The 21,170-nt window shown below is 72.4% G+C and carries 21 protein-coding genes and 3 tRNA genes; 20 read left to right on the forward strand and 4 right to left on the reverse strand.

What is annotated here, in order from left to right; translation table 11 throughout:
* The first annotated feature begins 46 nt into the window (after positions 1–46).
* From ACZ597_RS07880 to ACZ597_RS07940, 13 genes are all read left to right on the forward strand, one after another.
* Positions 47–595: a cysteine dioxygenase family protein gene (locus tag ACZ597_RS07880; RefSeq protein ID WP_471326394.1), complete on the forward strand. Its 549-nt coding sequence runs from the start codon at positions 47–49 to the stop codon at positions 593–595.
* Complete coding sequence (locus tag ACZ597_RS07885; protein ID WP_471326396.1) at positions 595–1,641, forward strand: YeiH family protein; 1,047 nt, start codon at positions 595–597, stop codon at positions 1,639–1,641. The genes ACZ597_RS07880 and ACZ597_RS07885 overlap by 1 nt, the downstream gene beginning before the upstream one ends.
* Positions 1,642–1,830: 189 nt before the next feature.
* The gene (locus ACZ597_RS07890; RefSeq protein WP_471326399.1) at positions 1,831–2,778 is read left to right on the forward strand and encodes a trypsin-like serine peptidase; all 948 of its coding nucleotides are present in this window, start codon (positions 1,831–1,833) and stop codon (positions 2,776–2,778) included.
* A gap of 60 nt (positions 2,779–2,838) precedes the next feature.
* Positions 2,839–2,926, forward strand: a tRNA-Ser gene (locus ACZ597_RS07895).
* Positions 2,927–3,159: 233 nt separating this feature from the next.
* Positions 3,160–3,522, forward strand: a complete 363-nt coding sequence (locus ACZ597_RS07900) for a DUF6344 domain-containing protein (protein ID WP_471326402.1) — start codon at positions 3,160–3,162, stop codon at positions 3,520–3,522.
* A 499-nt stretch (positions 3,523–4,021) separates the two neighbouring features.
* Positions 4,022–4,333, forward strand: a complete 312-nt coding sequence (locus ACZ597_RS07905) for a hypothetical protein (RefSeq protein WP_471326405.1) — start codon at positions 4,022–4,024, stop codon at positions 4,331–4,333.
* A 180-nt stretch (positions 4,334–4,513) separates the two neighbouring features.
* Positions 4,514–5,665, forward strand: a complete 1,152-nt coding sequence (locus tag ACZ597_RS07910; protein ID WP_471326808.1) for an acyl-CoA dehydrogenase family protein — start codon at positions 4,514–4,516, stop codon at positions 5,663–5,665.
* Positions 5,662–6,603 (forward strand): bifunctional MaoC family dehydratase N-terminal/OB-fold nucleic acid binding domain-containing protein, encoded by a 942-nt coding sequence (locus ACZ597_RS07915; protein WP_471326407.1) that lies wholly within the window; start codon positions 5,662–5,664, stop codon positions 6,601–6,603. Before ACZ597_RS07910 ends, ACZ597_RS07915 begins: the two co-directional genes overlap by 4 nt.
* 1 nt (position 6,604) lies before the next feature.
* Positions 6,605–7,651: an acyl-CoA dehydrogenase family protein gene (locus tag ACZ597_RS07920; protein WP_471326411.1), complete on the forward strand. Its 1,047-nt coding sequence runs from the start codon at positions 6,605–6,607 to the stop codon at positions 7,649–7,651.
* The gene (locus ACZ597_RS07925) at positions 7,648–8,037 is read left to right on the forward strand and encodes a MaoC family dehydratase (protein WP_471326414.1); all 390 of its coding nucleotides are present in this window, start codon (positions 7,648–7,650) and stop codon (positions 8,035–8,037) included. Before ACZ597_RS07920 ends, ACZ597_RS07925 begins: the two co-directional genes overlap by 4 nt.
* Positions 8,034–9,200 carry a lipid-transfer protein gene (locus tag ACZ597_RS07930; protein ID WP_471326417.1) on the forward strand — a complete coding sequence of 389 codons (1,167 nt, stop codon included), beginning with the start codon at positions 8,034–8,036 and terminating at the stop codon, positions 9,198–9,200. The genes ACZ597_RS07925 and ACZ597_RS07930 overlap by 4 nt, the downstream gene beginning before the upstream one ends.
* A 134-nt stretch (positions 9,201–9,334) precedes the next feature.
* The gene (locus ACZ597_RS07935) at positions 9,335–9,868 is read left to right on the forward strand and encodes a SigE family RNA polymerase sigma factor (RefSeq protein ID WP_471326420.1); all 534 of its coding nucleotides are present in this window, start codon (positions 9,335–9,337) and stop codon (positions 9,866–9,868) included.
* Positions 9,869–10,056: 188 nt separating this feature from the next.
* Complete coding sequence (locus tag ACZ597_RS07940) at positions 10,057–11,706, forward strand: long-chain fatty acid--CoA ligase (RefSeq protein ID WP_471326423.1); 1,650 nt, start codon at positions 10,057–10,059, stop codon at positions 11,704–11,706.
* A gap of 5 nt (positions 11,707–11,711) precedes the next feature.
* On the opposite strand, the gene ACZ597_RS07945 is transcribed toward ACZ597_RS07940, so the two are convergent.
* The 3 genes from ACZ597_RS07945 to ACZ597_RS07955 form a co-directional block, all read right to left on the reverse strand.
* Entirely contained in the window at positions 11,712–12,287 is a 576-nt protein-coding gene (locus tag ACZ597_RS07945) for an antibiotic biosynthesis monooxygenase (protein ID WP_471326426.1), read from the reverse strand.
* A gap of 14 nt (positions 12,288–12,301) precedes the next feature.
* On the reverse strand, positions 12,302–15,523 hold the full coding sequence (locus ACZ597_RS07950) for a PAS domain-containing protein (RefSeq protein WP_471326428.1): 3,222 nt from the start codon (positions 15,521–15,523) through the stop codon (positions 12,302–12,304).
* Between the two features lie 119 nt (positions 15,524–15,642).
* Positions 15,643–16,065 (reverse strand): SSI family serine proteinase inhibitor, encoded by a 423-nt coding sequence (locus ACZ597_RS07955; protein ID WP_471326431.1) that lies wholly within the window; start codon positions 16,063–16,065, stop codon positions 15,643–15,645.
* 177 nt (positions 16,066–16,242) lie between these two features.
* On the opposite strand from ACZ597_RS07955, the gene ACZ597_RS07960 reads away from it, so the two are divergent.
* The 3 genes from ACZ597_RS07960 to ACZ597_RS07970 all read left to right on the forward strand — a co-directional run bounded on the left by ACZ597_RS07960 (position 16,243) and on the right by ACZ597_RS07970 (position 17,263).
* Positions 16,243–16,333 (forward strand) — tRNA-Ser (locus ACZ597_RS07960).
* 312 nt (positions 16,334–16,645) lie between these two features.
* Positions 16,646–16,718 (forward strand) — tRNA-Arg (locus tag ACZ597_RS07965).
* Between the two features lie 179 nt (positions 16,719–16,897).
* Positions 16,898–17,263: a PH domain-containing protein gene (locus ACZ597_RS07970; protein ID WP_164720918.1), complete on the forward strand. Its 366-nt coding sequence runs from the start codon at positions 16,898–16,900 to the stop codon at positions 17,261–17,263.
* Positions 17,264–17,335: 72 nt separating this feature from the next.
* Here ACZ597_RS07970 and ACZ597_RS07975 read toward each other — a convergent pair whose 3' ends face one another.
* On the reverse strand, positions 17,336–18,259 hold the full coding sequence (locus ACZ597_RS07975; protein WP_471326434.1) for an SMP-30/gluconolactonase/LRE family protein: 924 nt from the start codon (positions 18,257–18,259) through the stop codon (positions 17,336–17,338).
* 143 nt (positions 18,260–18,402) lie between these two features.
* Between ACZ597_RS07975 and ACZ597_RS07980 the strand changes: the two genes are divergently transcribed.
* From ACZ597_RS07980 to ACZ597_RS07995, 4 genes are all read left to right on the forward strand, one after another.
* Entirely contained in the window at positions 18,403–18,837 is a 435-nt protein-coding gene (locus ACZ597_RS07980) for an Lrp/AsnC family transcriptional regulator (protein WP_007265336.1), read from the forward strand.
* Complete coding sequence (locus ACZ597_RS07985) at positions 18,834–19,724, forward strand: DUF2797 domain-containing protein (protein ID WP_471326438.1); 891 nt, start codon at positions 18,834–18,836, stop codon at positions 19,722–19,724. Before ACZ597_RS07980 ends, ACZ597_RS07985 begins: the two co-directional genes overlap by 4 nt.
* A 149-nt stretch (positions 19,725–19,873) precedes the next feature.
* On the forward strand, positions 19,874–20,212 hold the full coding sequence (locus tag ACZ597_RS07990) for an antibiotic biosynthesis monooxygenase family protein (RefSeq protein WP_471326441.1): 339 nt from the start codon (positions 19,874–19,876) through the stop codon (positions 20,210–20,212).
* Positions 20,196–21,077: an amidohydrolase family protein gene (locus ACZ597_RS07995; RefSeq protein WP_471326444.1), complete on the forward strand. Its 882-nt coding sequence runs from the start codon at positions 20,196–20,198 to the stop codon at positions 21,075–21,077. Before ACZ597_RS07990 ends, ACZ597_RS07995 begins: the two co-directional genes overlap by 17 nt.
* The last annotated feature ends 93 nt before the right edge of the window (positions 21,078–21,170 follow it).

The following is a 21,170-nucleotide window of genomic DNA, read 5'->3' on the forward strand; positions in this document are numbered from 1 at the left end:
ATAACTGTCGTTGGACGTGATGGATGCGCCGACGGACGCTGCTTCCATGACCACCACCACGCCGGCCCGTACGACCACGAGGATGGCCGCCCTCGTCACCGAGATCCGCAGCGTCGTGGACCGGGGCCTGGCCCCCGACCTGACCTCCTACCTCGTCGGCGAGCGGCTCGCCCCGCACCTGGGCGCGGCCGATCTGCTGAGCGCGGAGCAGCAGGAGGGCGACCCGGAGCACTACCGGCAGCACATCCTGCACGCGGAGCCCGACGGCAGCTTCTCGGTCGTGGCGCTGGTCTGGATGCCCGGCCAGGAGACCTGCATCCACGACCACGTCTCGTGGTGCGTGGCCGGTGTGCACCAGGGCGAGGAGAGCGAGCGGCGTTACCGGCTCGCCCCCGGCGCGGGCGCCGCCCGTCTGGTGGCCACCGAGGACGTGGTCAATGCCCAGGGCGAGGTCTGCGGTTTCGCGCCGCCCGGGGACATCCACAAGGTGCGCAACTCCTGTACCGGCAAGGCGATATCGATCCATGTCTACGGGGCCGACGTCTCCCGCCTGGGCAGCAGCATCCGCCGCGTCTACACGCTCCCCGTCGACTGATGGCCCTCCTCCACCGCCCCCAGGGCGAGGCGGTCCGCCATGTTTCACGTGAAACACCCAGCCCCTGGCCCGGGTTGGGGATGGCCGCCGCGGGCGCGCTGGTGGCGTGGGGCGTGCACAGGCTGGTGCCCGGTGTGCCGATGCTGACCGCCTCGGTGGTGCTCGGGATCGCCGTGGCCCACCTTCCCGGCGTACGGACCGTCGTACGAGGACCCGCCCGCCCGGGTCTCTCGCTGGCCGGGCGGCGGCTGATGCGGATCGGCATCGTCCTGCTGGGCCTCGGCCTCGGGCTGGACCAGGTGCTCCGGCTGGGCTGGGCGACGGTGGCGATGGTCTGCGCCGTGGTCGCGGCCACCTTCTTCGGCACGGTGTGGCTGGGCCGCCGTCTCGGGCTCCCGGGGGACCAGCCCCTGCTGATCGCCACCGGATACTCGATCTGCGGAGCCTCGGCCATCGGTGCGGTGAGCGAGGTCTCCGGCAGTGACGAGGAGGACGTGGCCGCCTCGGTGGCGCTGGTCACCCTCTGCGGGACGCTGGCCATCGCGGTACTCCCGCTCTTCCAGGGCCCGTTGGGCCTCTCGGATCCGGCCTTCGGGCGATGGGTGGGGGCGAGCGTCCACGACGTGGGCCAGGTGGTGGCGACCGCCCAGACCGCGGGCCCCGGGGCGCTCGGCGAGGCGGTGCTGGTCAAGCTGATGCGGGTGGCCCTGCTGGCCCCCCTGGTGGCGGCGGTGGCCTTCTCGATGCGGGCCCGGCGGCGCGGCGTACGCACCTCCTCGGGACGGCGTCCGGCTCCGGTGCCGCTGTTCGTCGCCGGGTTCCTGGCGGCGGCCGCCCTGCGCGCCACCGGGCTGCTGCCCGGAGTGGCGCTGGACTGGGCGCACACGGCGCAGGAGGCCCTGCTGGCGGCGGCCTTGTTCGGGCTGGGCAGTGCGGTCCACCTGCCGACCCTGGCCCGTACCGGCGGGCGCGCCGCTCTGCTCGGGCTCGGGGCCTGGGTGGTGGTGGCGGGGGTCTCCTACGCCGGCGTCCTCGTGACCACATGACGGTTAGACACAGGGGGAGTTGGCCATTTCCTGGCCGGAACCGACCGAACGTCCGGGCTGCCCCCTGACATCTCCGGGCCCCCGTGCGACTCTGCCCCCGCAAGCCGAACAGCCGATCCGCACCGACAGCTCTTCACCCCCACCCCTGCCCGGGTCGCTCCGGCACGGGCACGGCAGAAGGAGTCCTGCGTGAATCGTCATCGCACGGCGGCGTCCGTCCTCCTGGCCGCGGGCGCCCTGCTCGCGGGGGCCCTGACGGCGGCCTCCCCTTCGGCGGCGGCCGAGTCGCCCTCCTCGTTCCGGCCGGGACAGACCTCCGGCTTCTGGACCGCCGAGCGGATGCGCCAGGCCACCCCGCTCGACCTGGAGGCGACCCCGGGCGGCGCGCGTACGGCGCCCGCGAAGACGGCCCTCCCCACCCGGGTGCCTCCGACCTCTCCCGCTTCCGTCATGGCGTTCCCCCAGGCGGGTGGGGCCTGGACGGCCGGCGGGGCCGTAGTGAAGACCTCGGGCCGGGTGTTCTTCACCTTCCAGGGCCGTACGGCCTCCTGCTCGGGCGACTCGGTCACCAGCCAGAACGGCAGCACCGTCATCACGGCCGGCCACTGCGTGAAGTACCAGGGAGCCTGGCACACCAACTGGATCTTCGTTCCGGCCTACGACAACGGCAACGCCCCGTACGGCCAGTGGTCGGCGGTCAAGACCTTCGCCACCGACCAGTGGGCGGCGAGCGAGGACATGAACATGGACGTGGGGCTCGCCGTCGTCGCCCCGCTGAACGGCCAGAAGCTCAGCCAGGTCGTCGGCGCCCAGGGCATCCTGTTCAACGGCGGCTACAACAAGCGGATGTACTCCTTCGGCTTCCCCGCGGCGGCTCCGTACGACGGCACCAAGCTCGTCTACTGCAGCGCCAACACCGGCAAGGACTTCCTGCTGACCAAGGACCACAGCATGGCCTGCAACATGACGGGCGGCTCCAGCGGGGGCCCCTGGTTCCAGGACTTCAACGAGTCCACGGGCCTCGGCACCCAGGTCTCGGTGAACAGCTTCGGCTACAACTTCCTGCCCAACACGATGTTCGGCCCCTACTTCGGCAACGAGGCCAAGGCGGCCTACGACAAGGCCCAGACCTCCTGACCCGGCGGACCGAAACTCCAACCCCACCCACCCCCACATCCCGGTACTCTGTACCGGCCAGGTGGGTTGCCCGAGCGGCCTAAGGGAACGGTCTTGAAAACCGTCGTGGCGCGAGTCACCGTGGGTTCAAATCCCACACCCACCGCCACACCCCAGCGCACGCGCTGACCAGAAGGGGCGTCCCGTTCGCGGGGCGCCCCTTCTGCTTGGGTGTGGGCGCCGTTCCAGGGGCAGGGGGGGCCGGCGGAGGGGGCCCTGGGCCTTCCGGGTGGTGTTTGTCGGAAGATCGGCGCGCGTGGCGGGGGTCGTGCGGTTGCGGCCACATCATGACGAATGTATGCAGATCCGCCCGTCGGAACATCGCGAAAAGAGGGGCCCGTCATGACCCGCCGCAGCTTCACCTCGATCTGGACCTCCGTCCTCGCCGCGCTCGTGGCGCTCCTGGCCGCCCTCGGCCTCGGTGGGAAGGCGGCTCCGGTTGCCGCGGGTGAGGCGGTCGCCGCCCCGGTGGCTCCCGCGGTGCGTCGCCGGCCGGCCGTGGTGGCGCGGCGTACCTGGCGGGCGATGATGCGGGGCGGTTCGCTCCCGCCGACGATCAAGCAGCGGATCCGGGCCGAGGCACACGGCAAGGCCCCGTCCGTCCGGCGATCGACCACCGCCGCGGCCCTCGCCCCCGATGCGGTCCCCGCCGCAGCGCCCATCGCTCCCCGTGCGGTTCAGGTCCGGCTCGCCCTCGCCGCCTAGCGGGAGCACGCGCACGGCAGCATCCACAGCAGCACGAACGGCAGTATCCACAGCAGCAGGAACGGCAGGATGCGGCGCAGGCGCGCCGCGCAGTGCCCCCGGGGATGGGGCACAGGGGGTCGCACCGGTGTTCGTCCGGGGCGTGCGGGGGCGTGAAGCTTGGTACGGCAGGGCCGCAGGGCCGGGAGACGGCGGGGTTTCCGGACGGTGCGGCCCTCTTCGGCATGTTCGGGGCGGGCCGGTTTGGCGGAACGATTCACCTCGTGCGTGCGCGGGACTTCGCGCGATGCGGGTGAGCCGCGTGGGGCGGCCGGGGCGCGAACTGGGTTTATCCGCAGTTGGTCATGCTTGCGGGGGAATAGCAGGCTGCGGGGTGGTTCGCCGGGGATTCGGTGGGCAACTCTGGTCTCGCGACGTCGTCAGCAGCACGAACGACCGAGGCGGTCGGCCAACTGCCTTGGAGTACACCCGACTTCGGTTTCCTGGAGGAAAATCAGACATGGCAAGCATCCGTACCGCCCGCGTCATCGCCGCCGTCGCCTCGCTCCCCCTCGCCGTCGCCGTCTTCAGCGGGGTCGCCGCGGCCGACAACGGCTCCTTCGCGAACGACGGATCGAACGCGAGCGTCGCGAGCATCGTCGGCAGCGGTGTGGGCGGCGGCAACAGCGGGAACTCCTCCACCTCGCAGCAGGTGGCGACCGGCTCCGGAGCGTCGAACCAGAACAACACCGCGCAGGTCAACGGCTCGGCGTACACGGCGATCCACCAGGCCAACTCCAACGTCGCGGTGAACTTCTTCCCCTGGTGGTAGACGGCGCCGCCGGGACCGCTTGACCGATGAGGGCGCCCGTACGACCGGACCGGCTGGGGTCCGGTAGTGCGGGCGCCCTTCCGCGTGCCCATGCCCCCGCCCTCCCGACCTTGACATCGGCAGTGAATCTGACGGACAGTCAGTTTCACTCGTCCGATGCGATGCCGGGAGGCCAGCGCCGTGCACCTCGCCCCGTCCGAAGGCCAGGCGCGACTGCGCGCCGAACTGCGCGAGTACTTCCGCGACCTGCTCCCCGACGGGGTCCCCGAGGACCCGGCCGCCCAGCGCGCACTGCTGCGCCGGATCGGTTCCGACGGCCTGCTCGGCCTCGGCTGGCCCGTCGAGTACGGAGGCCGGGGCCGGGGCCCCGACGAGCAGTTCGTCTTCTTCGACGAGGCCTACCGGGCCGGCGCCCCCGTCTCCATGGTCACCCTCAACACCGTCGGCCCCACCCTCATGAAGTACGGCACCCAGCGCCAGAAGGACTACTTCCTGCCCCGGATCCTCCGCGGCGAGACGGTCTTCGCCATCGGCTACTCGGAGCCCGAGGCCGGCACCGACCTGGCCTCGCTGCGCACCAGGGCCGTCCGCGACGGCGGGGACTGGGTGATCGACGGGCAGAAGATCTTCACCTCGAACGCCCAGAACGCCGACTGGATCTGGCTGGCCTGCCGCACCGACCCGCATGCCCCCAAGCACAAGGGCATCTCGATCATCCTGGTGCCCACCGACAGCCCCGGCTTCGCCTTGACCCCGATCGACACCGTCGGCGGGCTGACCACCACGGCTACGTACTACGACGCCATCCGGGTCCCCGAGGGCAACCTCGTCGGCCCCGAACACGGCGGCTGGGGCCTGATCACCAACCAGCTCAACCACGAACGCGTCGCCCTCGCCGCCATCGGCATGCAGGCCGAGGACTTCTACGAGCGGGCCCTGCGTCACGCCCGCACCCCCGACCCCGCCACCGGCGAGCGCCCGGCCGACCGCCCCTGGGTGCGGTCCCGGCTCGCCGAGGCCCACGCCCGGCTGGCCGCCGTACGCCTCCTCAACTGGCGCCTCGTCCAAGACGTCGGAGCGGGCACCCTGGCCCCCGGTGACGCCAGCGGAGTGAAGTTCCTCGGCACCGAGTCCACCGTCGAGGTCTACCGGATCTGCCAGGAGGCGGTGGGCGAGGAGGCCCTCGTACGCGGTCCGGACGCCTTCGCCGGCGGCGAGCTGGAGCGGATGAACCGGGCCGCCCAGATCAACACCTTCGGCGGCGGGGTCAGCGAGGTCCAACGGGAGATCGTCGCCATGATGCGGCTCGGAATGAAGGGGAGGAAGCGATGACCGCCGGGGAGAGCGACCCGTTCCACGAGAGGCTCAAGGCCTTCGAGGGGCGGCCCGCAGCCACCGCGGGCCGGGCCAAGGACGCCGTCAACGAGCCGATGATCCGCCACTGGTGCGAGGCGATGGGCGACACCAACCCCGCCTACACCGGACCGGACGCCATAGCCCCGCCCACCATGCTCCAGGCCTGGACGATGGGCGGCCTCTCCGGCCACACCGACCGTTCCTCCGCCTACGACGAACTGTTCGAGCTCCTCGACGGCGCTGGCTGCACCTCCGTGGTCGCCACCGACTGCGAGCAGGAGTACCTGCGTCCTCTGAGCCCGGGCGACGGGATCAGCTTCGACGCCGTGATCGAATCGGTCTCGCCGCGCAAGACGACCAAACTGGGCACCGGGCACTTCGTCACCACCCGCATGGACGTCCGGGCGAACGGCGAACTCGCCGGCACCCACCGCTTCCGCATCCTGAAGTACGCCCCCGCTGCCCGGCCGGATCCCGCCCCGCAGGCCCCTCCCCGACCGCGCCCGGTGATCAACCGCGACAACCAGGGGTTCTGGGACGGGGTCCGCGAACACAGGCTGCTGATCCAGCGCTGCACGGCCTGCGCGACCCTGCGCTTCCCCTGGCTGCCCGGCTGCAACGCCTGCTCCTCCCCCGACTGGGACACCGTCGGCGCGAGCGGCGCCGGCACGGTCTTCTCGTACGTCGTCATGCACCACCCGCGCTTCCCCGCCTTCACCGCGCACGAGGATCCCGCTGCCGCGGGGGGCCCCTACGCGGTGGCCCTGGTCGAGCTGGCCGAGGGCGTCCGGATCATCGGCAACATCACCGGAGTCCCCTACGACAAGGTCCGCATCGGCATGCCCGTCCGGCTGGAGTTCCTGCGCGTCGACGACACCCTCGAACTCCCCGTCTTCCGAGGGGAGGCGGGCTGACATGGACTTCCACCCCACCGAGGAACAGGCCGCCGCGGCCGGCCTCGCCGCGCGGATCTTCCGCGACCTGGCCACCCACGAACGCCTCGCCGCCGCCGGCACCGGAAGCGACGCCGAGCTCTGGAAGGCCCTGACCTCCGCCGGACTGACCGCCGCCGTCGAGGACGTCGGCCTGCTCGGCCTGGTCCTGCTGCTGGAGGAGCAGGGCCGCACCACCGCGCAGGTCCCGTACGCCGCCACCTGCGCGTACGGGGTCCTGCCGGTGGCCGCGCACGGCAGCCCCGAGCAGCGCGCCCGACTGCTGCCCGCCTTCGGCTCCGGCGAGGCCGTGGCCACCGGCGCCTTCCCCGAGCGCGGCCGGTTCACCGCCACGCCCGACGGCCGCCTCACAGGCACCGCCCCCGCCGTTCCCTGGCTGCGCGACGCCACGCACATGCTGGTCCCCGACACCGCCCGGGCCCTGTGGCTCGTACGGGCCGACGTGCCCGGAGCCGCCGTCCGGCCGGTGGAGACCACCGCGCCCTGGGCCTCGGGGAGCCTGACCCTGGACGGGGCGCCGGCGGAGCGGCTCGGCGGCCCGGAGGCCTACGACCAGGTGCTCGGCGCCGCCCGCACCGCATTCGCCGGACTCCAGGCAGGGGTCTGCGCGGGCTCGCTGGCCCGGGCCGTGGAGTACACCTCCACCCGCGAGCAGTTCGGCCGGCCGCTGTCCACGAACCAGGGCGTCATGCTCCGCGCGGCCGACGCGTACATGGACACGGAGGCGATCCGGGTCACCGCGTACGAGGCGGCCTGGCGCGCCGACGAGGGACTCCCCGCCCGCGACCACGCGCTCACGGCGGCCTGGTGGGCCTCCGAAGCGGGCAAGCGGGTCGTCCACGCGGGCCAGCACCTGCACGGCGGGACGGGCGCGGACCTGGACCACCCGGTCCACCGGCACTTCCTGTGGGGCCGCCAGTTGGACGCCTACCTGGGCTGCGGCAGCGAGCTGCTGGCCGAACTGGGCGCCCTCATATCCGAGGGGGAAGAAGAGGGGGAACACGCATGAACGTCGGCGACGCGCTGCCGCCGCTGGAGATCCCGGTCACCCGCACCCTGATCGTGGCGGGGGCGATCGCCTCCCGCGACTACCAGGACGTGCACCACGACGCGGAGCTCGCCCGCGCGAAGGGCTCCCCGGACGTCTTCATGAACATCCTGACCACCAACGGCCTCGTCGGCCGGTACATCACCGACCACCTCGGCCCGCGCGCGGTGCTGCGGAAGGTCGCGATCCGCCTCGGCGCCCCCAATTACCCGGGCGACACGATGACCCTCACGGGCACGGTCACCGCCGTCGACGGGAACACCGCCGAAATAGAGGTCGTCGGCACCAACCGTCTCGGCCACCACGTCACGGGCACCGTGACCGTCACCCTGGGGGCCGCGGCATGAGCGTCCGCACGCGCGACGGCCTCGGCGGCCGGGCCGCCATCGCCGGCATCGGCGCGACCGACTTCTCCAAGGACTCAGGCCGCAGCGAGCTGAAGCTCGCCGTCGAGGCGGTGCACGCCGCCCTCGACGACGCGGGGCTCACCCCCGCCGACGTCGACGGCATGGTCACCTTCACCATGGACACCAGCCCCGAGATCACCGTGGCCCAGGCGGCCGGCATCGGGGAGCTGTCCTTCTTCTCCCGCATCCACTACGGCGGCGGCGCGGCCTGCGCCACGGTCCAGCAGGCCGCCCTCGCCGTCGCCGCCGGGGTCGCCGAGGTCGTGGTCTGCTACCGCGCCTTCAACGAACGCTCAGGCCGCCGCTTCGGCTCCGGGGTCCAGCAGCGCGAACCCTCCGCGGAGGGCGCCGCCCTCGGCTGGTCCCTGCCCTGGGGGCTGCTCACGCCCGCGTCCTGGGTGGCCATGGCCGCCCAGCGCTACCTGCACGCCTACAACCTGACCCCCGAGGCCTTCGGCCACGTCGCCGTCACCGGCCGCAAGTACGCCGCGAACAACCCCGCCGCGTACTTCCACGGCAAGCCCATCACCCTCGCCGACCACGCCGCCTCGCGCTGGATCGTCGAGCCGCTGCGGCTGCTGGACTGCTGCCAGGAGACCGACGGCGGTCAGGCCCTCGTCGTCACCACGGCAGAGCGGGCCAGGGACCTGCGGCAGAAGCCCGCCGTGATCACCGCTGCCGCGCAGGGCGCCGGCCGCCGCCAGGAAGCGATGACCTCCTTCTACCGGGACGACCTCACGGGCCTCCCGGAGATGGACGTGGTCGCCCGCCAGCTGTGGCGCACCAGCGGACTGCGGCCCTCGGACATCGACGTGGGCATCCTCTACGACCACTTCACCCCGTTCGTCCTCATGCAGCTGGAGGCGTTCGGCTTCTGCGGCCCGGGGGAGGCCGCGGACTTCACGGCGGCCGGGGCTCTCCCCCTCAACACGCACGGGGGCCAGCTCGGAGAGGCGTACCTGCACGGCATGAACGGCATCGCCGAAGCCGTCCGCCAGGTGCGCGGCACCTCCGTCAACCAGCTCCCCGGAGCGGAGCACGTGCTGGTCACGGCCGGTACGGGGGTGCCGACCTCCGGCCTGATCCTGGGGGCCGGTCTCTGACTCCGGTCCCAGTGGCCGGCCGCGCCCTCCACCTTCAGGAGGTGGGGCGCGGCCCGGCCGTACAACCTGAGAGGGACCCTGCTCCGGCACCTGGGGCCGATCCCAGACGGGCGCGCCGCTTCTAGCGTGGAGCCATGACCACGCCTGTGTGCACGCTCGCCTCGAATCCGACGCAGTACCCGTCGTTCTCGGCGTACGTCCGGACCCGTGGCACCGTCCTCCTGCGCACCGCGCGCTCCCTGACCGCCAACCCCTGCGACGCCGAGGACCTGCTCCAGACGGCCCTGACGAAGACCTACGTGGCCTGGGACCGCATCGAGGACCACCGGGCCCTCGACGGCTACGTCCGGCGGGCCCTGGTCAACACCCGCACCTCCCAGTGGCGCAAGCGCAAGGTCGACGAGTTCGTCTGCGACGAGATCCCGGAGAGCGAGACCCCGGCGGGAACGGACCCCGCGGAGGCACAGGCGCTGCGCGACGCGATGTGGCGCGCGGTCACCCGGCTGCCCGACCGGCAGCGGGCCATGGTCGTCCTGCGCTACTACGAGGACATGAGCGAGGCGCAGACCGCCGAGCTGCTCGGAGTCTCGGTCGGCACGGTCAAGAGCGCCGTCTCCCGGGCGCTGGTCAAGCTGCGAGAGGACCCCGAACTCACCCCGGTGCGCTGAAGGCCGGCCCCTGCTCCTCCGGTGGCGGCCTGCGTGTTTCACGTGAAACATCGGCCATGGAACGGCTCCGGACAGTGATTGGCCAGCCTGTTTCTACTCCCGGGTAGTGACATGCCGACCGGTACGTGCGCAGAATCGGCAGCATCCGACAGCCGCCGCAGCGCCGCAGCGCTCACCGGGAGGACGCTTTGCTGAGCACCATGCAGGATGTACCGCTGCTGATCTCGCGGATCCTGGCCCACGGGTCGACGATTCACGGGAAGTCCCAGGTCACGACCTGGACCGGCGAGGCCGAGCCGCATCGGCGCAGTTTCGCCGAGATCGGCGTCCGCAGCGCGCAGCTCGCACACGCGCTGCGCGACGAGCTCGGGGTCCAGCAGGACGAACGTGTCGCGACCCTCATGTGGAACAACTCCGAGCACGTCGAGGCGTACTTCGCGATCCCGTCCATGGGCGCGGTCCTGCACACGCTCAACCTGCGTCTGCCTCCCGAGCAGCTGGTCTTCATCGTCAACCACGCCGCGGACCGGGTCGTGCTGGTGAACGGCACCCTGCTGCCGCTGCTGGCGCCGCTGCTGCCGCACCTGCCGACGGTCGAGCACGTCGTGGTCGCGGGCATAGGCGACCGCTCCGTCCTCGAAGGCACGGACGTGCAGGTCCACGAGTACGAGGAGCTCCTCGAAGGCCGTCCCGAGCGCTACGACTGGCCCGAGCTGGACGAGCGCCAGGCCGCGGCCATGTGCTACACCTCCGGCACCACCGGGGACCCCAAGGGCGTCGTCTACTCCCACCGCTCGATCTACCTGCACTCCATGCAGGTCAACATGACCGAGTCGATGGGCCTCACCGACCACGACACCAGCCTGGTCGTGGTGCCCCAGTTCCACGTGAACGCCTGGGGCCTGCCGCACGCCACCTTCATGACCGGCATCAACATGCTGATGCCGGACCGGTTCCTCCAGCCGGCCCCGCTCGCCGAGATGATCGAGCAGGAGAAGCCCACGCACGCCGCGGCCGTCCCCACCATCTGGCAGGGCCTGCTCGCCGAGGTCACCGCGAAGCCGCGCGACCTGACCTCGATGAAGCAGGTCACCATCGGCGGCGCGGCATGCCCGCCCTCCCTGATGGAGGCCTACGACAAGCTCGGCGTCCGCCTCTGCCACGCGTGGGGCATGACGGAGACCTCCCCGCTGGGCACCATGGCCCACCCGCCGGCCGGTCTGACCGCCCAGGAGGAGTGGCCGTACCGGGTCACCCAGGGCCGTTTCCCGGCAGGCGTCGAGGCCCGCCTCATCGGCCCCGCCGGCGACGTCCTGCCGTGGGACGGGGAGTCGGCGGGCGAGCTGGAGGTCCGAGGGAACTGGATCGCGGCCTCCTACTACAACGGAGCGTCCGGCGAAGCCCTGCGTCCCGAGGACAAGTTCAGCGCGGACGGCTGGCTCAAGACCGGGGACGTCGGCGTGATCAGCCCTGACGGCTTCCTCACCCTCACCGACCGGGCCAAGGACGTCATCAAGTCCGGGGGCGAGTGGATTTCGAGCGTCGACCTGGAGAACGCCCTGATGGCCCACCCCGAGGTGGCCGAAGCGGCGGTCGTCGCCGTACCGGACGAGAAGTGGGGCGAACGCCCCCTGGCCACGGTCGTCCTCAAGGACGGCGCCACCGTGGACTACGCGGGCCTGCGCGCCTTCCTCGGCGAGTCCATCGCCAAGTGGCAGCTCCCGGAGCGCTGGACGGTCGTCGAGGCCGTGCCGAAGACCAGCGTCGGCAAGTTCGACAAGAAGGTGATCCGCAAGCAGTACGCGGACGGCCAGCTGGAGGTCACCACCCTCGCCTAGGGGCGTCACCCGCGCGTGAGCCATGGCCGCAGCAGCCTGCTGACGGCGGGCATGGCCACGTAGGTCATCAGGGTGCTGAAGACGACCGCGAAGGCGGCCGTCCGCACCACGAAGTGCAGGTCCACCAGGTACGGCCCGAGCAGCGCGTTGCCCGCGAGCGAGATCGGGAAGATGGCCAGCCCCGAGCTGATCGCCATCTTCCAGCGCGGCGGCGCGGGCCGGGTCGTACCCGGCTTGGCGAACCAGGTCTCCATCCCGTGCAGTTCACGCCGGGCTATCTCGGTGTGGTGGTGGCCCAGGCAGTTCGAGAACCACTGGGCCCGCTCGGGGGAGTCCTGCCAGCGCTGGAAGGCCGTCTGGTCGCGGAAGCGGTGCACCAGGAACCACGGGCCGCCCTCGGTGGCGGGCCGGAACAGCCCGTACCCGAGGTGCCCGGGGAAGGCGGCGGCCGTCTCCAGGATCCCGTGGGCCCAGGCCTCGAAGGTCTCCTCGTGGCCGGGCTCCACCTGCCGGGCGATGAGGAGGTTGACCTCCCCGTTGTCGGCGGGAACGGTGTGCTCGGACGTGTCGGTGATGGCCATGGGGCCCAGGATCGCTAGTTGGTCCCGATCTTGGCCAGCAAGTCCACGATGCGGCCCTGCACATCGGCCGTGGTGGCCCGCTCGGCGAGGAACAGCACGCTCTCGCCCGAGGCCAGCCGCGGCAGGTCGGCGGGAACGATCCCGGCGGTCGTGTAGACGACCAGCGGAGTGCGGTTCAGCAGCCCGTTCGCGCGCAGCCAGTCCACGATCCCGGCCCGTCGGCGGCGGACCTGCATCAGGTCCATGACCACCAGGTTGGGCCGCATCCGGCTCGCCAGCTCCACGGCGTCGGTGTCCGCGCCCGCCCGGGCGACCTGGAGGCCGCGCCGCTCCAGCGCGGCGGTCAGCGCGGTGGCGATCTCGTCGTGCTCCTCGATCAGCAGGACCCGGGACGGGTGCTGCTCGCTGTCGCGCGCCGCGAGCGCCTTGAGCAGGACGGCCGGATCGGCACCGTACGCCGCCTCGCGCGTGGCGTGCCCCAGCCCGGCCGTCACCAGTACGGGAACCTCCGCGGCCACCGCGGCCTGGCGCAGGGACTGCAGGGCGGTCCGGGTGATCGGCCCGGTCAGCGGGTCGACGAACAGCGCGGCGGGGAACGCGGCGATCTGCGCGTCCACCTCCTCGCGAGAGTGCACGATCACCGGGCGGTAGCCGCGGTCGCTCAGCGCCTGCTGGGTCTGCGCGTCCGGCGCCGGCCACACCAGGAGTCGGCGCGGGTTGTCCAGCGGCTCCGGAGGCAACTCGTCGTCCACGGGCTGCGGCACGGGCCGGTTGACCACCTCGACCGCTCCCCCGGGGCCGTCCAGCGGCTCCGGGCCTTCGGCCGCGCCCGCCTCGGGGGCCCCTATGGCGAAGGCCCGCCCCTGGGGCACGGGTTCGGAGAGCCGACGGCGCCGGCCGGAACCGGAACCCTCCGCGCCCGCGGCGCCCGGGTCCACGGCGATGCCTTGGCCCAGGGTCCCCAGAGCGCGCACGCTGATCGGCTGCCCCGCAGCCGCCGGGGCCTCGCCGGGCCGGCGGGCACCGGGGACGGAGGGCTGCCCGGCAGTCTCGCCGTCTTCAGGGGCCGTGCGGGCGGCGGGCACCGGCCAGGCGGGGGTCGCGGGCAGCGCACGGCGCCGCCCGGTCGGGAGCGCGGGTTCCGCACCGTCCGCGGGGTGCGGCGGCTCGGGGTCCGCAGGCGCGCCGAGCACCCGCCGGCCCCGGCGTCCGCCCGGGCCATCGGAGTCGGCCTCGGCGGAACCGGAACCCGCGGCGGGCCCGGCGGGCAGGGCGAATCCGCCCTCGGGGGCGACGGGCCGGGGCGCGGCCGGCGCCGGGAGCCCGGCCGCCGGCACCGGGCCGGCGGGCTGCGCGGCCGCCCCGGCCGGCCCTAGCGCCCTGCGGCGGCCCGCCGGGTGCTCGGTCACCGGAACCGGGGGCACCGACGGCACGGGCGGCAGCGCGGGCATGGCGGTGCCCTGCGGCGGTACGGGCCGGTCGTACGGGGCGTCGTCACCGTCGCGGCCCCGTCGGCGCCCGGTACCGAGCCCCGCCGGGTTCACCGGGGACTGGGCCAGTTCCGCCGGACCGGGCGCGGCGGCCTCGCCCTCAGCCCTGCGGCGTCCGGACGGCAGCGCCAGCGCGCCCCCGCCCTCGCGCGCCCCGGGGGCCTTCGGCCCGGCGGCCTCGTCCTCCAGGAAGGCGTCCACCCCGCGCCGGCCCCGCCGGCCGCCGGAGACCGTCGCGGGGGCGGCCTCGGGTTCCGGCGCGGGCTGCTCCTCCGGCTCCGGCAGGGTCACGGTCCCGGCGCCCGAACCCAGCGGCAGCTCCAGCACGTACGCCCCGCCGGGCGCACCGGGCACCTCGACCGTCTGCAGGACCCCGCCGTGCGCGGTGACGATGCCCCGCACGATCGGCTCGTGCACCGGGTCGCCGCCGTCGTAGGGGCCGCGCACCTCGATGCGTACGACATCGCCGCGCTGGGCCGCGGCCACCACGATCGTGGAGTCACCGTACCCGCTGCCCTGGGCGGTCTTGCCGGTGGCGTCCACCCCGGCGACGTCTGCGATCAGGTGCGCGAGGGCGGCCGCGATGCGGCCCTCGTCCACCTCGGCTTCGATGGTCGGGGCGTGGACGGCGAACTGCACCCGTCCGGGGCCGATCAGGTCGACGGCGCCGTCGACACCCGCCGCGACGACCGTGTTGATCAGGACGTTCTTCTTCTTGAGCTTGTCGCTGCCCGCGTCCAGGCGCTGGTACTCCAGCACGTTGTCCACGAGGGTCGTCATCCGCGAGTAGCCGGCGGCGAGATGGTGCAGCAGCTGGTTGGCCTCGGGCCACAGCTGGCCCCCGTCGTCGGCGGCCAGCGTGGCCAGCTCCCCGCGCAGCTCCTCCAGAGGGCCGCGCAGGGAGTCCCCGAGGACGGCCAGCAGCTGGGCGTGGCGCGCGGCGAGGGCGTCGTACTGGCGCCGGTCGGTGAAGGTCATCACCGCGCCGACGAGCAGCTCGCCGTCCCGTACGGGTGAGGTGGTCAGGTCGACGGCGACGGACTGGCCGGCCTTGTTCCACAGCACCTGGCCGCGGACCCGGTGCTTGCGCCCGCTGCGCAGGGTGTCGGCGAGCGGGGACTCGTCGAAGGGGAAGGGCGAGCCGTCGGCGCGCGAGTGCTGGATCAGTCCGTGCAGCTCACGGTTGCCGAGATCGGTGGCGCGGTACCCGAGGATCTGCGCGGCGGCCGGATTGACGAGGACGACGCGGCCCTCGGTGTCCGTGCCCACGACGCCCTCGGCGGCGGCGCGCAGGATCATCTCGGTCTGCCGCTGGGAGCGGGCCAGCTCGGCCTCGGTGTCCACGGTCTCGGAGAGGTCCCGGACGACGAGCATCAGCAGTTCGTCGCCCGTGTACGGCTGGGGCTCGCGGTAGGCGTCACGGCCGTCGAGGTGGGCGCTGGTGACCTCGACGGGGAACTCGCTGCCGTCGGTCCGGCGCGCGGTCATCCGCTTCGGCCGGGAGCGGCCCTCTTCGCGGTCGCCGGGGCGGCGCATCGAACCGGGGATCTGCTTGGAGTCGAACTCCGGCAGGAGGTCGAGCACCCCGCGGCCGACGAGCCCGGTACCGGGGCTCTCCATGACTTCGAGGGCGATCGAATTGGCGTTGACGACCGTGCCGTTGGCGTTGACGAGCAACAGCGCGTCCGGGAGCGCGTCGAGTATTGCTGCGAGGCGAGCAGCGCCTCGGGATGGCCTGCTGCTCACGACGAGCTTCCTCCCTGACCACGACTACCGGCATGTCACGGGAGGAGTCTAAGGGCACGGTCCTGCCGCGAGGTGGCGGATGTACGGGGGAAAACGTGCATCCGCCGTATCGTCCCAGGTCAGGAATGCTCCCCCGGAAGCACAGGTTCCAGGTTCTTCCACCGGGCGATGTCGCAGCCGTTCCTGCGCTGGAACGTGCTGTCCACCTTCTGGCCGCGCCATGTTCCCGTGACGCGGGCGACGGCCGACCCGCCGTACTGGAACGAGCAGTTCTTGGCGTCCGACTCGGCGAACGGGTCCTTTCCCTGTTTCGCCAGCGTGTCGAGACGGGCGCAGGCCTCCTCGGCGAAGGGGTGGTCGCCGCCGGCGGGGTGGCACTCCAGCCGGTGCGTGCCGTCGACGAGGCGGTTGCCGCTCTTGGAGATCTCGATGGTGAGCCGGTCGGGTGCGGACAGCAGGCGCCCCAGGGGCAGGGGCGGCAGTGGTCCGGCAGCCGCGGCGGCCAGGGCGGAGGTGACGGCGAAGGCGGCGAGACGCAGCATGGGGCACTCCAGGTCGTCCGTACGTCGTACGCCTCACCAACGACTTTCCCGCTCGGACGTTGCGTGCTTAAGCCTTTGCCCTGTGGCCCCGGCTCCTTGTACCGTTGGGAGCGGATTGGTGACCGGCCCCGCGCCTGTGTCATCATCTGCACGCACCTTCGTACGCGAGGGTGTGCTGGAGGCGTCGCCTAGTCCGGTCTATGGCGCCGCACTGCTAATGCGGTTTGGGGCTTACACCCCATCGAGGGTTCAAATCCCTCCGCCTCCGCACCTCACCGAAGCCCCGGTCCTGATGGACCGGGGCTTCGGTGCGTTCGGGGGCCGGGCGGGGGTGTGGGCCGGACGAGTGGGTGCCGGGCGTGCCGCACCGGTGCGTTCAGGGCTTGGAGGGGTTTCGGATGGCCCGCCGTGGGTAGCCCGCCGGGCCCGGACCCATGGCGCGGATCCTTCCGGACGATCTTCTTCCAGGGCGTTTTCGCAGGTCAGAGGCCCTGGGGCTAATGGATTTCGCGTCCCGGCGAGGTCCATGTATTGTTGTTCTCGCAAGGCCAACGGGGCGAAAAAAACCCGGGAAGCCCAAGCACTCGTAGCTTAACGGATAGAGCATCTGACTACGGATCAGAAGGTTGCAGGTTCGAATCCTGCCGAGTGCACAGCCGAGAGGCCCTCAGGACCAGTCCTGAGGGCCTCTTTCGTATGTCCGGTCAGGTACTCAGGGGGGAGGGGTACCCCGGAAGAGCTCAGGGGCGGGATGGCTCCTGAGGGGGACGTGGACCAGGCGGCCCCCCGGTTACGGTTTTCGAAGATCGTTCGAACCTTGATGGGGGCTCTCATGGGACTGTTCGGGAACGCGCACACCGTCGACCCGTCGTCGGCGCAGCGGGACTACGCGCGGCTGCTGGGGAACGGGGAGCAGGTCCACGCCGCGTACCTGCTGGTGCGCGACACGATCCTGTTCACGGACCGGCGGCTGGTGTTCGTCGACAAGCAGGGGCTGACGGGCAAGAAGGTGGAGTACCACTCCATCCCGTACCGGAGCATCACGCACTTCTCGGTGGAGACGGCCGGGCACTTCGATCTCGACGCCGAGCTGAAGATATGGATATCCGGCAGCCCGGCGCCGATCGAGAAGACCTTCACCAAAGGGGTCGACATCTACGAGATGCAGGCGATCCTGACGCAGTTCGTCGCGCGCTAGCGGGACGCGGGCTGACCCGTCCGGCTGAACGTCCGCCCGCCGGAGCGGCGGCGGGCGGGGTGGGCCGGGGCCTCAGGGGCGGCCGGGCAGGACGCGCGGGAGGCCGGTCACCGAGAGCACCAGCGAGTACAGCGAGGTGGTGGCGGTGATGAAGAGGCGGTTGTTCTTCGGACCGCCGAAGGCGATGTTGGAAACGGGCTCCGGGACGCGGAGGCGGCCGATGAGGTCTCCGTCCGCCGCGTAGCAGTGCACGCCCGACGTCATCGCGGCCGCCCACAGCCGGCCCTCGTCGTCGAAGCGGATGTTGTCCACCGAGGGGCAGTCCGTGAAGACGCGGTCGCCGCTGAGGGTGCCGTCGTCGCCGACCTTGAAGGCGCGGATGTGGCCGGCGCGGGTGTCGGCCGCGTACAGCTCGCTCTCGTCGGGGGAGAAGACCAGGCCGTTCGGCCCGAGGAAGCCGTCGGCGACGAGGCGGACCTCGCCGGTGGCCGGTTCGGCCCGGTAGAGGTTGCAGGCGCCGATCTCGCTCGGCGCCCGCCGGCCCTCGTAGTCGTTGGTGATCCCGAAGTCCGGGTCGGAGAACCAGACGGATCCGTCCGAGCGGACCACCGCGTCGTTGGGGCTGTTCAGCCGCTTGCCGTCGTAGCGGTCGGCGATGACGGTGAGGCTCCCGTCGGGCTCGGTGCGGGTGACGCGCCGGTTGCCCTGCTCACAGGTGATCAGGCGGCCCTCGCGGTCGAGGGTGTTGCCGTTGGAGTGGCCGGCCGGGGAGCGGAAGGCGGAGACCGCTCCGGTCGCCTCGTCCCAGCGCAGCATCCGGTCGTTGGGGATGTCGCTCCACACGAGCTGGCGCCAGGCGGGCAGGTACAGCGGGCCCTCGGCCCAGCGACAGTCGTCGTAGAGCCGCTCCAGGCGGGCGTCTCCGTTGGCGCAGCGTCCGGTCCGGAAGCGTTCGTCCAGGATCTCGTACAAGGTGAGGTCGGCTGTGCCCAACATGATTCCCCCAGATTGGTGAAGCGCCGAATGATGTTCGGCGTGATGGTGAGATTGCAGGATCAGGTACCGTCTTCGCAAGAGCCGACGGGCTCAACCGGCCCGAGGGGCCCGAGGGGCCGTCGGGCCCGTGGGAGGAAGACGGCGTGGACGACATCGACCGGGCGCTCGTCCTGCGCCTCCAGCAGGACGCGGGCCAGTCCTACGCCGCCCTCGGCGCGGCCGTGGGGCTCTCGGCCGGGGCCACCCACGAGCGCGTACGCAAGCTGCGCGAGCGCGGGGTGATCCGGCGGACCACCGTCGACGTGGACCCGGCGGCCGTCGGCAGCGGGGTGCTGGCCTACGTGATGGTCGACTCCAACGCCTGGATGGGCGAGTCGGCGGAGGACTTCGCGGCAATCCCCGAGATCCAGGAGGCGCACATCATCGCGGGCAGCGCCTCGGTGCTGGTCAAGGTGCGCACGGCCACCACCGAGCAGCTCCAGGACGTCCTGCGGCGGCTCTACGCCATCGACGGGGTCAGCGGGACGCAGGCCACCGTGGTCCTGGAGACCTTCTTCGAGCGGCCGCTCCCCCTGTGACCGCCCCCGCCGCGAGCTGGTGGTGCACCGGGATCCGGTGGAGCGTGCGGGGGCCCGCCATCGGATGGTGCGGGCGCGGGGAACGCGGCAGCGCGCTCGCGCCGGGGCAGCTGCTGGCCTTCAGCGCCCGCGGCGAGCGGCACTGCCTGGGTGTGTGGCGGGCAGGGAAGCGGACCCCGTGCCCGGCGGCCCGGTCAGTGCCGGGTCGCGCGGGGAGCGCCCAGTGCCCCGAGTGCGCCCGGCTGGACCGGTCCTTCTCGGTGGCCGCGGACACCAACGCGGCCGACCCGCGCACCTATCGCGTCTACCTGGCGTGGTTCGGGCCCGGGATGGTCAAGGTGGGCATCACCGCCGAGGAGCGCGGTCCGGTCCGGCTGCTGGAGCAGGGTGCGGTCACCTGGGCGTGGCTGGGGCGCGGGCCGCTGATGGCGGCGCGCCGGACCGAGGAGCTGCTGCGGGCCGCCCTCGGGGTGCCCGACCGGATCGCGTACGCCCGCAAGCGCGCCGTGCGGGCCCGGCTGCCGTCGGAGCCCGAGCGGGCCCGGGAGGTCGCCGAGCTGCACGCGCGGGCCGCCGCGCTGCCCGGGTGGCCGGAGTCGCTGGAGCGGGTGGGGTGCGAGATCACCGACCACGCCGGGGCGTTCGGGCTGGCCGGGCTGCCGGAGCCGGTCCGGGTGGTCGCGGAGCTGGTGCCCGGCGGGACCGTCGTGGGGCGGCTGGCGGGGGCCGCCGGGCCCGACCTGCACTTCGCGGACGGGCTCGTGGTGGACACCCGGCTGCTGGCCGGATGGGAGCTGTCCGCCGCCCCCGACGGGGCGCTCACCGACGTACCGGTCACCGTGATCGCGCCGGCGGCGCCCGGGGCCGAGCAGGGCGGACTGTTCTGACCCCGGGAGCGGACGGGCGCGGCAAGGTGCCCGGGTGCGGCCCGGCGGCCCGGGCCGCACCCGGGAGCAAGGTCAAAACTTGGATCCCTTTGGGCTCCCGGGGCTGATTCCGATGGACATGCCAAGGACCTTCCGCCGAGGGTGGGGGCATGAGCATTCAGCCCGTTCCGGCGTTCGAACCGCCTTACGTCATGGCCGTATTCACCAACGTCCGCACCTCTGACGAGAGCGGCTATCCGGAGAGCAACGCCCGGATGGACGAGATCGTCAAGGAGAACCCCGGGTTCCTCGGCTACGAATCCGCCCGCACCCCCGGCGGTCTCGGCATCACCGTCGCGTACTTCCGCGACCACGAGTCCCTTCGGGTCTGGCGGGAGGACATGGAGCACCAGGCGGCCATGAAGCATGGCCGCGCCCACTGGTACGAGAGCTACACCCTGCACGTCGCGACCGTCGAGCGGAGCCACGGCTTTGCCCGCAACGGCTGAGGCTGTCCGCGCCTTCCGCGAGCGGCTCGGCCTGCCGGGACTGGTGGACGTCCACACGCACTTCATGCCGGAGCGGGTGCTGGCGAAGGTCTGGGACTACTTCGACGCGGTCGGCCCGCTGACCGGCGTCGAATGGCCCATCACCTACCGCCACGAGGAGGAGCGGCGGGTGGCGCTGCTGCGGGAGTTCGGGGTCCGAGCCTTCACCTCCATGCTCTACCCGCACAAGCCCGCGATGGCCGCATGGCTCAACGCATGGGCCGCGGACTTCGCCGCCCGCACCCCCGACTGCCTGCACACCGCGACCTTCTTCCCCGAGGAGGACGTGGCGGCGTACACCGCGCAAGCCGTGTCCGACGGGGCCCGGGTCTTCAAGGCGCACCTCCAGGTCGGCGGCTACGACCCCAACGACGACCGGCTCGACCCGGTCTGGGGACTGCTGGCCGAGGCGAGGATCCCGACCGTCGTCCACTGCGGTTCGGGGCCCTCCCCGGGCAAGTACACCGGACCCGGGCCGGTCGCCCGGCTGCTGGCCCGCCACCCTCGGCTGCCGCTGGTCATCGCGCACATGGGGATGCCCGAGTTCACGGACTTCCTCGACCTGGCCGACCGGTACCCGGAGGTGCGCCTCGACACCACCATGGCCTTCACCGACTTCTCGGAACGGCTCAGCGCCTTCCCGCCCGGAGAGCTGGGGCGCCTCGCCGGACTCGGGGACCGGATCCTGCTGGGCACCGACTTCCCGAACATCCCCTACCCCTACGAGCACCAGCTGGACGCACTGGAACGGCTCGGCCTCGGCGACGACTGGCTGCGCGCGGTCTGCCACGACAACGCCGCCCGCCTGTTCGGCCTCGCCCCCTGAGCGCTCTCCGAGTACCCGCCGGGCACCGCCCTTTCTCAGGAGATTCACAGGCAGGGGCAAGAACGCTCTCAGAGGCGGCCGCCAGCGTGGGGT

The organism is Streptomyces sp. NPDC040718, from assembly GCF_055593565.1.